The organism is Glycomyces salinus (assembly GCF_016428645.1).
GTDB lineage: Bacteria > Actinomycetota > Actinomycetes > Mycobacteriales > Micromonosporaceae > Glycomyces > Glycomyces salinus.
In genome coordinates this window covers 1-14,437 of record NZ_JAELXW010000078.1, presented here as the reverse complement: position 1 = coordinate 14,437, position 14,437 = coordinate 1, and the positions used below count along the sequence as shown (strand labels likewise).

The 14,437-nt window shown below is 72.5% G+C and carries 12 protein-coding genes and 1 pseudogene; 4 read left to right on the top strand and 9 right to left on the bottom strand.

Annotated elements, in window-relative coordinates; all coding sequences use genetic code 11:
* Nucleotides 1–37: 37 nt before the first annotated feature.
* On the bottom strand, nucleotides 38–850 hold the full coding sequence (locus tag JFB92_RS18825) for a PucR family transcriptional regulator (RefSeq protein WP_199042395.1): 813 nt from the start codon (nucleotides 848–850) through the stop codon (nucleotides 38–40).
* Between JFB92_RS18825 and JFB92_RS26695 the strand changes: the two genes are divergently transcribed.
* Nucleotides 850–1,512, top strand: coding sequence for a helix-turn-helix transcriptional regulator (locus tag JFB92_RS26695; protein ID WP_307789215.1), 663 nt, complete (start codon nucleotides 850–852; stop codon nucleotides 1,510–1,512). The genes JFB92_RS18825 and JFB92_RS26695 overlap by 1 nt on opposite strands.
* A gap of 6 nt (nucleotides 1,513–1,518) precedes the next feature.
* On the opposite strand, the pseudogene JFB92_RS18815 reads toward JFB92_RS26695, so the two are convergent.
* From JFB92_RS18815 to JFB92_RS18780, 8 genes and pseudogenes are all read right to left on the bottom strand, one after another.
* A pseudogene (locus JFB92_RS18815) lies at nucleotides 1,519–2,775 on the bottom strand (MinD/ParA family ATP-binding protein); the annotation flags it as partial.
* A 67-nt stretch (nucleotides 2,776–2,842) separates the two neighbouring features.
* Complete coding sequence (locus JFB92_RS18810; RefSeq protein ID WP_199042391.1) at nucleotides 2,843–4,036, bottom strand: UvrD-helicase domain-containing protein; 1,194 nt, start codon at nucleotides 4,034–4,036, stop codon at nucleotides 2,843–2,845.
* A gap of 85 nt (nucleotides 4,037–4,121) precedes the next feature.
* Nucleotides 4,122–4,364 carry a MoaD/ThiS family protein gene (locus JFB92_RS18805; protein WP_199042389.1) on the bottom strand — a complete coding sequence of 81 codons (243 nt, stop codon included), beginning with the start codon at nucleotides 4,362–4,364 and terminating at the stop codon, nucleotides 4,122–4,124.
* Nucleotide 4,365: 1 nt separating this feature from the next.
* On the bottom strand, nucleotides 4,366–5,364 hold the full coding sequence (moaA, locus tag JFB92_RS18800) for a GTP 3',8-cyclase MoaA (protein WP_199042388.1): 999 nt from the start codon (nucleotides 5,362–5,364) through the stop codon (nucleotides 4,366–4,368).
* Between the two features lie 17 nt (nucleotides 5,365–5,381).
* Complete coding sequence (locus tag JFB92_RS18795; protein ID WP_199042386.1) at nucleotides 5,382–6,251, bottom strand: fructosamine kinase family protein; 870 nt, start codon at nucleotides 6,249–6,251, stop codon at nucleotides 5,382–5,384.
* A gap of 5 nt (nucleotides 6,252–6,256) precedes the next feature.
* Nucleotides 6,257–7,369: a phosphoserine transaminase gene (serC, locus tag JFB92_RS18790; protein WP_199042383.1), complete on the bottom strand. Its 1,113-nt coding sequence runs from the start codon at nucleotides 7,367–7,369 to the stop codon at nucleotides 6,257–6,259.
* Nucleotides 7,370–7,415: 46 nt separating this feature from the next.
* Nucleotides 7,416–9,464 carry a PIG-L family deacetylase gene (locus tag JFB92_RS18785; RefSeq protein ID WP_199042381.1) on the bottom strand — a complete coding sequence of 683 codons (2,049 nt, stop codon included), beginning with the start codon at nucleotides 9,462–9,464 and terminating at the stop codon, nucleotides 7,416–7,418.
* A 73-nt stretch (nucleotides 9,465–9,537) separates the two neighbouring features.
* On the bottom strand, nucleotides 9,538–10,626 hold the full coding sequence (locus tag JFB92_RS18780; protein ID WP_199042379.1) for a citrate synthase 2: 1,089 nt from the start codon (nucleotides 10,624–10,626) through the stop codon (nucleotides 9,538–9,540).
* A 340-nt stretch (nucleotides 10,627–10,966) separates the two neighbouring features.
* Between JFB92_RS18780 and JFB92_RS18775 the strand changes: the two genes are divergently transcribed.
* The 3 genes from JFB92_RS18775 (at nucleotide 10,967) to JFB92_RS18770 (ending at nucleotide 14,341) form a co-directional block, all read left to right on the top strand.
* Nucleotides 10,967–11,878, top strand: a complete 912-nt coding sequence (locus JFB92_RS18775; RefSeq protein WP_233163502.1) for an aldose 1-epimerase family protein — start codon at nucleotides 10,967–10,969, stop codon at nucleotides 11,876–11,878.
* A gap of 172 nt (nucleotides 11,879–12,050) precedes the next feature.
* A complete protein-coding gene (gene ssd, locus JFB92_RS25725) occupies nucleotides 12,051–13,175 on the top strand; it encodes a septum site-determining protein Ssd (protein WP_233163501.1) in 1,125 nt (374 codons plus the stop codon).
* Entirely contained in the window at nucleotides 13,172–14,341 is a 1,170-nt protein-coding gene (locus JFB92_RS18770; protein WP_307789214.1) for a TadA family conjugal transfer-associated ATPase, read from the top strand. Before ssd ends, JFB92_RS18770 begins: the two co-directional genes overlap by 4 nt.
* Nucleotides 14,342–14,437: the final 96 nt, after the last annotated feature.

The window sequence follows — 14,437 nt, the reverse complement described above, 5'->3', positions numbered from 1 at the left end:
ATCGTCTACGCAGACCCCTAACCGAACGGCATTGGGCCTAGACGCCGAACTGCGGCAGTTGCGACCAGGCGTGGCAGGCGGCCACGAGCTCGGCGATGTCGCCGGGACGAGTCAAGTCCTTCCCGGTCGCCAATTCGATGCGCCGCAGGCGGTGCCGGACCGTGTTCGGGTGGCAGACCAGCAGCTCCCCGGTGGCCTGCGCCGAACCGCCCAGCTCGATCCAGGCGGTGAACGTCTCCAGCAGCAGGTCCCGGCGATCGGACGGCAGGTCGAGCAGCCCGCCGAGTATGGCCCGAGTGGTCTCGTGCGCGGCATCGGGCGCCGACGCGACCAGCACGTTCATCGGGTTGTCGCGGAACTGCTCGACTGTCTTCGATCCGGCGTGCCGCTGCGCCACCAACTGGGCCAACCCCAGCGCCCATGAGGCGCGCCGGAGCACCGCGAACACCGGGCTGACGCCGATCGTCCCCGACACGTGGCGATCCAGCACCTCGAGCACCAGCCGCATCCGGGCGACGTTCTCCAGCGACAGCACCCCGACCAGGGCATCCTGCGTGAGGTGCCAGACCGAGTTCACGTCGATCGCCGCCAGGTGCGAGTCGACCCGCGGAAGCGGATCCTCGCCCAGGCCGGTGGCCGCCGAGACGACGACGAACTCCCCTTCGTCGAACAGCCGATCGGTGATGCGTTCGGCGATACCGCCGACACCGTCGCCGATGCGCCGAACGATCGCCTCGGCCGCGGCCCGTGCCCGACCGAGGTCGCCGAATGGTCTCGAGCGTCCGCCGCGCCCGCAGCACAACCACACTAAGGACGCACGACGAGCGTCTTCGGCCGATGGGATACGCATTGCTTTCAGTACTGATCTGCTCATCCACCTTCGCCGCCTCGAAGCGGATAGCCAACGACGCGGTTCGGCACGGCGTCGACTGCGCGGTCCGCACTGCCGACACGGGTGGGGAGACCCTTGCCATGCTGTTGAAGCGCCCAGTGGAGGTACTGGTCGTGGACGCCTACGTGGCTCTGCCCGACGACGCGGTGTTCCTCAGGCGGGTGCGCCGGACCTGGCCGCACACCGCGTTCATTGTAGTCGGCGCGGTCACATCGCGGCTGACCGGCGCGGCCGTCGCCGCCGGTGCCCGCGGCGTGTTCGGCATCGGACCCGAGGCCGATGAACTCGCCAGCGCGCTGGTGTGCGGACCGGAACTCGTGCCCGACCTGCTCGCCGTGGCGGTGGCGCGGACGTTCATCCTCATCCGCTCCGAAGCGGTCCGACTCGCCGCGGGAATCCCACGGCAGGCGACCCCGGCACGCGCCGACCGCCTTACAGCGCGAGAGATCCAGGTCCTGCGGGCCATGTCCGAAGGGAAGTCGAACGCGCAGATCGCCACCGAGTTGTTCCTGTCGGTCGACACCGTCAAGACCCACTCCAAGCGCCTGTTCCGCAAGCTCGGAGTCCACGACCGCGCCCATGCCGTCGCCGTCGGCTTCCGCGCGCGACTGATCTGCTGAACCGGCTCAAAGCCCTTCGGCCACGGCCGATCCGATCCGCAGCCAGGCCGACAGCGTGGCCTTGCTCAGCGCGTCGTAGCGGATGGGCTCGCCGGAGTCCAGGAGCTTCTCGTAGGGCGCCAGCAGGACCGCGCGGGTGCGCGCGGCGAAGTGCCGCTGCACCGCCGGCAGGTCGACGTCCTTGCGGTGGGCCGGCATGGACACCACCGTGACGGCGTTCCGCACCAGTTCGCGGCGCCCGGTCTGCTCGAGGTGGTCGAGCATGCGCGCGGCGGTCTCGGCCGAGTCGTTGCGGGCCGACATGGTCACCACCAGCTGGTCGGTCGCGTCGATGGCCGCCTGCCAGTTCTCGGCGCGCACGTTGTTGCCGGTGTCGACCACGAACAGCTTGTAGAACCGGGAGATGGCCTCCCGCAGCTCCCCGAACGACCCGGCGGTCAGCATCTCCCCGGCCGTGGCCGACTCATCGGAGGCCAGCACGTCGAACATCGCGCCGCCCTGGGCGCGCACGTACTGCGACAGGTCGCCGACCCGCCCGGTCGGGCCCTTGAAATGGTCGAGGTCGCGCAGAAGATCGCGGACGGTGCGGACGTGGAAGTCCTGCTGAGCCCGCATCCCCAAGGTCCCCTGGGTCTCGTTGTTGTCCCAGGCCAGGACGTAGCCGCCGCGGGCGCGCCCGAAGGTGAGCGCGAGCATGAGGACCGCGACGGTCTTCCCGGCCCCGCCCTTGGGGTTGACGACGGTGATCTGGCGCAGGCCGCCGAAGTTGCGGCGGACGGTCTCGACGTTGTGCTGGTGGGCGCGTTCTCGGGGGCTGGGCGGGAGGGCGAGCAGTCCGAAGGTGATCCGATGGAGGGCCCCGCGCAGGCCCGTCTCGGCCACCGGCGGGCGCGGAGGGACGACGCGGCGGCTGGCGAAGTCGTCGGCGGTGACCGGGGCGCGCTCGAGCGCGCCGTAGTGGTCGGGGAATGCCTGGACCGGGGCGATGTCGGTGCGGGGAGGCAGGGACGGCGCGACGGGCGCGGAGGGCGGCTGCTCGGGGCGCGGCGCGGGTTCGGCGGGCGTCGCCGCACTCGTATCCGAAGGGGCCCCGGGCGCTCCATGCCCGGCGGGCTCCTGGTCCGCTCCTTGCGTGGCACTGTGCTCTCGGTTCGCCCCTTGCGGGGCGAACGGCGACCACCCCGGAGCGCCCGGCCGGTGCAGAGGCACAGTGTCCTCTTCGGTGTGCTCCATCGGGCCTCCCTGGGGTCGACTTGCGGGTATGCGACCTATTGTGGCCTATCGGTCCGTGGTCGCGTGGGAACTCCGCGTCGTCGAATGCCAGGGAGTGTCAGAGCAGTCGCGGCTGCTCAGGGCCGGAGCGGGTCACCGGGACCATCCCGAATGGACTGAACAGGCCCTTATCCACATCGGCCAGCAGCGGCGAGCCGGGGCCGGTGTGGCTGACGTAGGCCAGGTCTCGGGTGCGGCTGAGTGCCACGTACAGCTCGCGCCGGGCCTCGGGGGTGTTCGGCCAGCCCTCCTGGGTCATCCCGGTCAGGCACACCACCCGGTACTCGCCGTCGGCGGCCTCGGCGACCGACATGCGGTCGGAGCCGATGACGGCGATCTCTTCGGAGTCGACTCCCATCTCCTCCAGGCGCGCGGTCAGGTCGGCGACGAAGCGCTGCTCGTCGGCCTCGTCGGCGGCGTGGAAGCGGCCGATCCCCGAGCCCTCCAGGGCCGGGCGCTGCGGCTGCGTCAACCGGCCGGGCACGCGGCTGATCGGCTCGATGACCTGCGAGGAGGCCACCAGCACCGCCGCCGGGCTGCGGTGGTTGCGCGACAGGCGCACCACGTGGGCCTGCGAGAACTGCTCGGAGAAGGCGGTGAACGCGGCCGGCTCGCCCGCGCACAGCGCCGAGTCGGGGTCCCCGGCGGCGGTGACGTCGGCGGCGGGACCGCGGTGCTCCATCAGCTGCCGGTACAGCCGCATGGGCATGCGCGGCAGGTCGTCGACGAACAGGTGCCCCAGTTCGGGGGCGGCGCGCAGGTGCGCGGACACCTTCGAGTTCTCGGCGGTGAAGTCGGCGAACTCGGCGACGGTGATGTCGGCGGCCTCGGACTCCAGCAGCGTCCCCAGCTCGCGCCTGATGCGCGCGGCGCCGGTCGAGGAGGCGGCCACGACCAGGCACTGGCGGGCCGGGATGCCGAGCTCGGCGACTAGGTAGGCGACGCGGCGGACGAGCAGGTGGGTCTTGCCGGTCCCGGGGGCGGCGTTGATGAGCAGCGGGCCCGGTCCGGCCGAGGCCGCCACGCGCTGCATGGCGTCCAGGGAGTCGAGCAGGCCCGCGCCGACCTCGTCCATGCCGGTCAGCAGCGGGGCGGAGTCCATCCACGGCTCGGGGTCGCGAGTGGTCAGGGCCGGTTCGGGCATCGGCACCGCCTCGCGTTGGGACCGGTGGTGGCCGCCTCGGTGCGTCCGGCGCCGCCGCTCGGAGCCGGTCCGCATATCAGCCGACAGCTCGAACAACGGGGACGCCACCTGTGGTTTCGTTGTCTCGTCAGGTCGGCGCACCCCTGCATCCTCGCAAATCGGATTCGACGGGAGCCAGGCGGCTCCCCGGCGGTCAGCCTCCGGCGAACGGAGGGAGGATCTCGACGGTGGTCCCGGCGGCCAGGCCCAGGTTCTCTTCGCGCGCGGCCCGGCCGTCGACCAGCACGGTGGCCGCGGCCAGGACCTTCCCCAGGGCCGGGCCGTGGCGTTCGGCCAGGGCGTCTTTGAGCTCGCCGACGCTGGCCGCGTCCACTTCCTCCTCCGAGACTCCGGCGGCGGACTTGGCCCCGGCGAAATAGCGGACCTTGACGTTCAACTCAGCCTCCGATCGCCGACATCGGCCGGGCCGGCTGCAGGAAGGAGGGGTCGTCGATGCCGTGGCCGGGCTTCTTGCCCAGCATCGCCGCCTGCCAGCGCTCGGCGATCTCCTCGTCGCCGGCCCCGGAGCGGGCCAGGTCGCGCAGGTCGGTCTCGTCGCGGGCGAACAGGCAGTTCCGCACCTGCCCGTCGGCGGTCAGGCGGGTGCGGTCGCAGTCGCCGCAGAACGGGCGCGTGACCGAGCCGATGACGCCGACCTTGGCGGGCCCGCCGTCGACCAGCCAGGTCTCGGCCGGGGCCGAGCCGCGGTGGGCCGGGTCGGGGACCAGGTCGAACTCCGCCTTCAGCGATTCGAGGATCTCGGCGGCGGTGACCATCTGGTCGCGCCGCCAGGTGCCCCCGGCGTCGAGGGGCATCTGCTCGATGAACCGCAGCTGGTAGTCGTGGGCGAGGGCGAAGCGCAGCAGCGCCGGGGCCTCGTCGTCGTTGACCCCGCGCATGAGCACGGTGTTGAGCTTGACCGGGTCGAGACCGGCCTGGGAGGCGGCCTTGATGCCGTGCAGGGTCCGCTCGAGCCGGTCGCGTTTGGCCAGTTCCTTGAACCGGTCGGGTTCGAGGGTGTCCAGGGAGACGTTGACGCGGTCGAGCCCGGCCTCGACCAGCACCGGGGCCAGGCGTTCGAGGCCGATGGCGTTGGTGGTCAGGGAGATCTCGGGCCTGGGGTCGAGCCGGCCGACGGCCTCGACGATGGCGGGCAGCCCCGGCCGCAGCAGCGGCTCCCCTCCGGTGAATCGGACTTCGGTGACCCCCAGCCTGGTGACCGCGACGCCGACCAGGCGGATGACCTCGTGGTCGGTCAGCAGCTCGGGTTTGGGCAGCCACGGCAGACCGGCCTCGGGCATGCAGTAGGTGCAGCGGAGGTTGCACCGGTCGGTCAGCGAGACCCGCAGGTCGGTCGCCACCCGGCCGTGCCGGTCGCGGAGGCTGTGGCCAGACATGCAACGAGTCTAGTTCGTCAATATGACAGTTTCGTAAAGTGAGACACGATTCCCATCAACTGGGCGCGATAGGGGCGGCCGAACAGGGTCGTGTGGACCAGCAGCGGGAACATCTGATGCAGCCCCACGCGTTCCTCCCAGCCCGCGGCCAGCGGACTGACCTCCTGGTATCCGGCCAGGATCGACTCGAAGTGCGGCACCCCGCCCCACAGCCGCAGGTTCGCCAGGTCGGTCTCGCGGTGCCCGCCGTGCGCGGCCGGGTCGATCATCCAGGCCCGCTCGGCGGTCCAGTGGACGTTGCCCCACCACAGGTCGCCGTGCGTGCGCGCGGGCGGCTCGGCGGGCCCGGCCAGGCCGGGGAGCCTCGCGGCGAGCGCCTCGATCGCGGCCACGTCCGAGGAGTCGAGGGCGCCGTTGTCGCGCGAAGGCCCCAAGTACGGCTCGATGCGGCGCGCGGCGTACCACTCGGCCCAGGTCGAGTCGCTCTCGGTGTTGTCCATGAACGTCTCGCCGATGTACCCGGTCCAGGGCGCCCCGTACCGCTCGGCGCCGGCGGCGTGGACCGCCGCGATCTGGCGGCCCAGCTCGCGGGCGTGGCCCGGGCTCGGCTGGCCCGGCTCCAGCCACGGCTCGACCAGCATCTCGTCGTCGGCGTAGAGCACCTCGACGACCGCGTCACTGGCCTCGCGCAGCCAGCGCAGACCGCCGGCCTCGGCGGCCAGGAACCCCGGCCGCCCGTTCTCGGCGAACTTCGCGAACAGCGACGAGCCGTCGTCGAACGTCAACCGCTGCGCGGTGGCGGAGGTCTCCGACTTGACCGGAGTGGTGCGGACGCGCTGGTGCTCGATGAGCAACGGCAGCGTCCGAAGCCACGCGGGATCGCGCATGCCCGCTAGGAGAGCCGCTCGACGACGTAGTCGATCGACTCGGTCAGCTTGGCCGCGTCGGCCGGGTCCACCGCCGGGTAGGTGGCGATGCGCAGCTGGTTGCGGCCCAGCTTGCGGTACGGCTCGGTGTCGACCACGCCGTTGGCGCGCAGGACCTTCGCGATCTCGGCCGCGTCCACGCCGTCGAAGTCGATCGTGGCGACCACGTTCGAGCGCAGTTTCTCGTCGGCCACGTACGGCGTCGCGAACTCGCGCGAGGCCGCCCAGGAGTACAGCGTCCCGGCCGACTCCGCGCAGCGCTTGACCGCCGCGTCCAGGCCGCCCGCGGCATTGAGCGCGTCCACCTGCTCGGCCGCCAGGAACACCGTGGCCACCGCCGGGGTGTTGTAGGTCTGGTCCTTGCGCGAGTTGTCGATCGCGGTCTTGAGGTCGAGGAAGGCCGGGATGTAGCGGCCGGAGGCGGCGATGCGCTCGGCCCGCTCGATCGCGGCCGGGCTCATCAGCGCGATCCACAGACCGCCGTCCGAGGCCAGGCCCTTCTGCGGGGCGAAGTAGTAGCAGTCGGTCCGGGACATGTCGACCGGCAGACCGGCGACGGCGCTGGTCGCGTCGTGCAGCATCAGGCCCTCGGCGTCCACGCGCTCGACCGGGACGGCCACGCCGGTGCTGGTCTCGTTGTGCGGGGTGGCGTAGACGTCGACCCCGTCCTCGGCGCTCAGGTAGGCCGCGCCGCCGGGCTCGCCGGTGACCACGGTCGGCTCCCCCAGGTGCGGGGCGATCTTCACGGCCCCCGCGAACTTCGAGCCGAACTCGCCGAAGCTGGCCAGCTGCGCCCGGTCCTCGACCAGGCCGAACACCGCGACCTCCCAGAAGGCGGTGGTGCCGCCGACGCCGATGACCACCTCGTAGCCCTCGGGCAGCGAGAACAGGTCGGCCAGGCCGCGGCGCAGCCGCCCGACCTGGTCCTTGACCGCGCTCTTGCGGTGGGAGGTGCCCATGACGGACCTGCCGACCCCGGCCAGGGCGGTCATCGCCTCGGCCGGCACCTTGGAGGGCCCGGACCCGAATCGCCCATCGGCGGGAAGGAGTTCGGCGGGGATGGTGATCTGGTCGGTCACTTGCGGCTCCGTTCTGGTCGGTCCTGCCGCCTCACTCTAGCTGCGATCAGTCACCGGTCCGGAGCGCGGGGCCCCACGCGGCCGGGGGCGCCTCACCTGGGGCCGAGGCGGCGGTGTACGGCTCGCCGTCGACGCCGACCGTCCACAGCGCCAGGCCGCCCTCGGCGTCGAAGGCGAGGGCGGGGCGGCGGGAGAGGACGACGTCGCCGTGGCTCCAGTGGAACTCGGGCCGGTCCGGGGCGGGGCTTTCGAGGTCGTCGGCTCGGATCAGGGCGACCGCGGCGGTCCCGAGGTGGTTGTCGGCGGCGACGGCGACGGTGTTGTCGGGCCCGGTCGCTATCGTCGGCGGGTAGATGCCGCCTTCCAGGCGCAGGACGGCGGCGGTCCAGGTGGCGGCGGTTTCGAGGTGGACCACGACGTCGGCGCTGCCGGCGCCGCGGGAGGCGATGACGGTGCGGCCGTCGGGCAGGGCCGCGGCGGCCACGGCGCTGGCCGGGACGTACCCGGGGGCGCCGCCGACGTGCGGCAGGCGCAGGTCGCGGGTCGTCCACCGGTCGCCGTGCCACCGCCATTCGGCGAGGCCGGCGGGCGTGGCGGCGACCAGTCCCAGGCCGCCGTCGGGCCGGGCCCAGGCGCTGGGGGAGGCGTCGACCATCCGGCCTTCGAGCTGCGTCCACTCCGACCAGTCGCTTCCCGAGCGGGTGCGCGCGGCCAGGCCGCGGGTGGGGCTGCGGACGGCGACCAGCACGTTCGCGCCGCTGGCGATGGCGGTCGGCACGCCGATGCGGCGGGCCGCCTCGCCTTCGCCGCCGGGGTTGCCGAGGTTCTCCCACTCGCCGGTGGACAGGTCGAGGCAGTGCAGGTCGCGGGCGTGCGCGTCCGGGTCGGGCGTGTGCTCGGGGGCGATGGCGAACACGCGAGGACCGGCGGCGGCGAGCGCGGGGAGCAGGTCGGGTCCGCCCAGGTCGGTCCAGGTCTGCTCGCGCCGGGCGTGCAGGCGCATGCCGCGGACGGTCACCGGGACGGGTCGGCCGTCGAGGCGGGCGGCGGCGACGGCGTCGCCGTAGCGCGGGTGGGTGGCGGCGCCGTAGGCGTCGCCGACGCCGGGGCCGAGGACGACGCGGTCGCCGCAGCCGGCCGGTGCCTCGCATTCGGCGCCGTCGGCCCAGGAGTAGACGTTCAGGGCCCGGCCCTTGAAGTCGCGGTCGGCCGCGCCGAGGTTGCCGGGCCAGCGGCGGTTGTAGTAGCCGCGCCAGGACTCGATGACCGGCGCGTGTCCCCAGTCGCGGAGGGCCTCCCAGGCGAACAGGGCCGCTGCGGTGTGGTCGATGTGGTCGGAGTAGCCGCGCTGCTCGGCCCCGAGCCCGGGCCCGACGACCTGGTCGGGGTCGGGGTCGAGGGTGTTGACCGCGGCCGGCCGGTAGTGGTCGAGCAGTTCGAGCAGGCTGGCGGCGACCGTGCCGCGGTCGACGGCGCCGCCGCCGTCCAGAGGGGAGCCGGCCGGGGGCAGGACCGCCGAGGCGTCGAGGTCCCCCTCCCACAGCGACAGCAGCCGGGTGTACTGGCCGGTCAGGCGCCCCAGGTTCGTCCACAGCGAGCAGAACACCACGTGGATCTCGGGGCGGGCGGCCAGGACGCAGACCTCGACGTTCTGGCCGGAGTCGAGGCGGGCGCAGTAGCGCTCCCAGGGTGATTCGGCGTCGCCGGTGGCCAGGTAGGCGTAGGCGCGGCGCAGCCCGGTGTTGCGGGCGGCGGCGTAGGAGGCCCAGTCGGGGGCGGCGACCGGGTCGCGGCTGTTGCGGCCGTCGGCCTCGCCGGCGGTGAGCACGACGGTGCAGATCCCGGCCCCGGCGTTCATGGCGCGGCCGACGCGCGGGTTGATGAAGTAGAGGCAGTCGTCGGGGTGGGCCACGATCTGCAGGTGGACCGGGCCGGTCGCCGGGTGGTCGGGCAGCGGGTGGCCGGTCCCGGTCGCGTCCCACAGCGACTTCGCCGCTTCGGCGCCGGCCGCCACCACCGCGAGGCCGGCGAGTCCACCGATGAGGAGGTCTCGCCGGCGCAGCGAAAGACGACGGGCGGGGGCCGGGGAGGGCATTGGAGTCTCGTTCGGTCAGCGGGCGGGTTTCCGCCCCGATCCTAACCGAACAGTGCCGCCCTCGCCGGTCTCGCTATTTCCAGCCCTCCACGTCGGAGGGCTTGCGGGGTCCGGGGCCGACGTACCTGGCGCTGGGGCGCACGATCCGGCCGAGCTGCTTCTGCTCGAGGATGTGGGCGCTCCAGCCGGCGACGCGGGCGCAGGTGAACATCGGCGTGAACAGCTCGGCGGGGACCTCGGCGAAGTCGAGGAGCACCGCCGACCAGAACTCGACGTTGGTGGCCAGGACGCGGTCGGGCTTGCGGGCCTTGAGCTCGGCGAGCGCGGCGGTCTCGAGCGCCTCGGCGACCTCGTAGCGGGGGGCGCCCAGTTCCTTGGCCGCGGCGCGGAGCACGCGCGAGCGCGGGTCCTCGGCGCGGTAGACGCGGTGGCCGAAGCCCATCAGCCGCTCGCCGGAGTCGAGGAGGTTCTTCACGTAGCCCTCGGCGTCCCCGGACTTCTCGACGCCCTCGATCATGTGGAGCACGCGCGAGGGGGCGCCGCCGTGGAGCGGGCCGGAGAGCGCGCCGATGCCCGAGGAGACGGAGGCGGCGGCGTCGGCGCCGGTGGAGGCGACGACGCGGGCGGTGAAGGTGGAGGCGTTCATGCCGTGCTCGGCGGCCGACATGAGATAGGTGTCGACGGCCTTGACGTGGGCGGGGTCGGGCTCGCCGCGCCAGCGGCGCATGAACCGCTCGGTGATGGTCTCGGACTTGTCGATCTCGGACTGGGGCACGGCCGGGCGGCCGGATCCGCGGGCGGACTGGGCGATGAACGACAGGGTGGTGACCGAGACGCGGGCGAGGTCGTCACGGGCGGTCGCGTCGTCGATGTCCAGCAGCGGCTTGAGGCCCCAGAAGGGAGCGAGCATGGAGACGGCTGCCTGGGCGTCGACCCGGGTGTCGCCGGAGGAGACCGGCACCGGGACGGGCTCGGCCGCGGGCAGGCCGTTGCCGAACCGGCCGTCGACCAGCAGGCCCCAGACATCGCCGTAGCTGCTCTGCGCGACCAGGTCCTGGATGTCGACGCCGCGGTAGCGCAGCGACCCGCCTTCCTTGTCGGGCTCGGCGATCTCGGTCTCGAAGGCGACCACACCCTCGAGCCCGGGCTTGAACTCAGACATCGTTGTACTCCTGAGTGGTTGTCCCTGTTTGCCGACCGGGGGCTTCCGGGAGGCGACGGTTCGTAGTTATTGGGGAAATGGTGCCTCAACGTGTTCGGCTAAGGAAGGGCGAGCCGCGCGGGGGTGATCCCGATCGGGCGTTCAAAAGTGGCGCAAAATATGCACCGCCCGCCGTGAGGCGGGTGTTTTATGGTGTTTTGTCGGTTTCGATGGGAGGGTTTCGATAACGACTCTTGTCGGAACCAACGTTTCGTTGCGATCTCGCCCACATTGATACGCGTGCCGCAGGTCATCGGTCATGAAGTAACGTCGAAGCACATCCCGCCCTGGCAAGAATGACATGGAGGTACCCCCGATGGCGCTGTCCGGCGAGCAATGGTCGATCGCGTACAACGACCACGAGGCGACCATCGTCGGCGTCGGCGGCGGCGTGCGTTCCTACACCTACCGGGGGCGCGATGTCGTGAGCACCTACGGCGACGACGAACTCGCGCCCGGCTGGGCCGGCCACGTCCTGGCCCCGTGGCCGAACCGCGTCCGCGACGGGAAGTACTCGTACGACGGCACCGACTACCAGCTGCCGATCAACGAGGTCGAGACCAACAGCGCCCTCCACGGCTTCGTCGCCTGGATGGACTGGACCGCGGCGGAGGTCACCGACACCGCCGTCACGCTCGAATGCCGCCTCCCGGCGCGGCTGGGCTACCCCTGGGCGCTGCAACTGCGCACGCGCTGGTCGATCGGCCCCGGCGGCCTGCGCGCCGCCCACACCGTCTCCAACCCCGGCACCACGACCGCGCCGTTCGGCCTCGGCACGCACTGCTACCTCAAGGCCGGGAACCTCGAGCGGATCGGCGAGGCCACCCTCCAGGTCCCGGCCGAGAAGAAGCTCGAACTCGACAAGCAGCAGATCCCCGTCGGCGAGACCACCGGGGAGTTCGTCGAGCCGACCGCCCTGGGCGAGACGGTGATCGACGACGCCTACGGCAAGCTCTCGCGCGCCTCCGACGGCACGGCCGAGGTGCGGCTGGCCGACCCGGTGTCCGGCGCGGCGACCGTGGTGTGGATGGACGACGCCTTCGACTGGGTCCACATCTACACCTCCGACGGTCTCACCGGGGAGCGGAACCGGGCCGCGGTGGCGATCGAGCCGACCACCTGCCCGCCGAACGCGCTCGCGACCGGCGAGGACCTGATCGAGCTGTCCCCCAGCGAGGCTTGGTTCGGAGTCTGGGGCATCCGCCCCGAGTAGGCCGTACGACCTAAGGGGACTGTCGCGAAGCGACAGTCCCCTTCTTTTTGCGCAGCTCGCCGACGGCGCGTCGGAAGTTATCCACAGGCCGGAAACTCTTCCTTGCCGGACTCCGGCGACCGAGGCACGGTTACTCCAAGCAATGCGAACGACACGCAACGTAGGAGATGTCATGGGTGCCACCACCGCTGTCAAGACCGCCGTCAGCGCGGCCGAATCCCTCCTGATCACCGGGGACGACCGCCTCGCCGAACAGGTCGCCCCGCTCGCCGCCGCGGCGGGCCACCCGCTGCGCCGCCTCACCGACCCCGCCGATGCCCGCACCCGCTGGCAGAAGGCGCCCCTGGTCGTCGTCGGCGCCGACGCCGCCGAATCCTGCCTCGCCCACGGCCTGCCCGAACGGGGCGGCCTCATCCTGTGCACCACCGTCGCCTGGATCGGCAACGACCCCACCGACGCCTCCATGCTGTGGCCGGTCGCCATCCGGCTCCGCGCCGACCACGTCATCGCCGTCCCCGAAGGACGCGAATGGCTCCTCGACCGATTCGCCGGCGCCGCCAGGGACACCACACCCGCCCCCGTGGCCGCCGCCGTCGCCGGACACGGCGGCGCAGGCGCCTCCACCCTCGCCCTCGCCACAGCCACCGCCGCCGCCCGCGATGGCCGCCGCACCGTCCTGATCGACCTCGACATGACCGGCGGCGGCATCGACACCGCCGCGGGCCTGGCCGCCCAACCCGGCTGGCGCTGGCCCTCCCTCGCCGCGGGAACCGGCCAACTCGACCCCGAACGCCTCCTCGCCGGGCTGCCCCAACGCGAACACCTCCACGTGGTCGCACCCGACCCCCGCAACCGCGCCCCACTCGACCCCGAAGACCTCGAACGGGTCCTGCGCGCCGCCCGCACCGCAGCCGACCTGGTCGTGCTCGACCTGCCCCGCCACCGCACCGACGCGTCCGCCCGCGCCGCCGCCTCCTCCGGCGCGGTCGCCATCGCCATCGGACCCTCGCCCAGGTGCTGGGAGGCCGCCCGCGCCGTCGCCGCCGACTACGCCGCCCACGCCCCCAAACTGGGCGCCGTCCGCCGCGGCACCGGAGCCCGACCCGAACCTCCGACCGACCCCGGCACCGCCGACGAACTCGACCTGCCCGAATGGGGCACCCTCCCCGAGGACCGCCGCCTCGCCACCAGACTGCGGCAGGGCCGCAGCCCAAGACGCCGCACCGCCCGCCGCCTCGCAGCCATCGCGCGACACCTCTCCACTCAGGCCCCCGAACCGGCGGGAGCCCGCCGGTGAACCTCGACGTGCTCGGCCGGGTCCGGCGCCAACTGGCCGCCCAGACCCGACCCGACCGGCCCACCGGACACCGCCCCGAAGGCGCCGACATCGTCCGAGCCCTCCGCGCGACCGGGACCGCACCGCCCGACCAATCCGGCCTGCTGGGCATGACCGAGGCCCTCGCCCACGACCTGACCGGCGCAGGACCACTCCAACCGCTGCTGGAGGACCCCACGGTCACCGACGTGGTCGTCAACGGCGCCAACGGAGTCTGGATCGACCGAGGCGAAGGCCTCGAGGCGACCCGGACCCGGCTCGGCGACGCCGAGGCGATCCGCGCCCTGGCCTGCCGCCTCGCCGCCGCGGCCGGACGCCGACTCGACTCGGGCAGCCCCTACGCCGACGTGCGACTGCCCGACGGCACCAGATTCCACGCCGTGCTCCCACCGGTCGCCTCCGAAGGCCCCTACCTCTCCTTCCGCACCCACCGGTCGACCGCGTTCACCCTCTCCCAACTGGTCGAGGCCGACACGGTCACCGCCGACATGGCCGAACTCCTGCTGCGCCTGGTGGCGGCCAAACTCAACTTTCTGGTCACCGGCGGAACCGGCACCGGAAAGACCACCATGCTCGCGACCCTGCTCTCGGCCGCCGACCCGACCGAACGCATCGTCATCGTCGAGGACGCCGCCGAACTGGCACCCGACCACCCGCACACGCTCACCCTCGAATCCCGCCCGGCCAACATCGAGGGCGCCGGAGCGATCGACCTGGCCGCCCTCGTCAAGGAAGCACTCAGAATGCGGCCGAACAGGATCATCGTCGGCGAATGCCGCGGAGCCGAAGTCTCCGAACTGCTCGGCGCCCTCAACACCGGCCACGAAGGCGGGGCCGGGACCCTCCACTGCAACACCGCCGCCGACGCGCCCGCCCGCCTCGAAGCGCTCGCGCTCCCGCACGGCATGCCACGGGCCGGACTGCACGCCCAACTCGTGGCCGCACTCCGCGTCATCGTCCACCTGCGACGCACCGGACCCAGACGTCAGGTCGCCGAGATCGCCCTGATCGACACCGAAGGCGCGCTCACGGGCCGCGGCCTCACCGTGGCCACAGCCTGGACCCGCCACGGCCCCGGACCGGCGGCCGGAATACTCGAGAGGCTCATGAGGGAGCGAGGCGCTTGACTTTCTCCCCTCCGTTTCGGGAGGGGTTCCACCCATCACTGGGAGGTGATTCCTGTTTCAACGACAGTCGCCCGCACGCTAGGAGCGTTTGGGTCC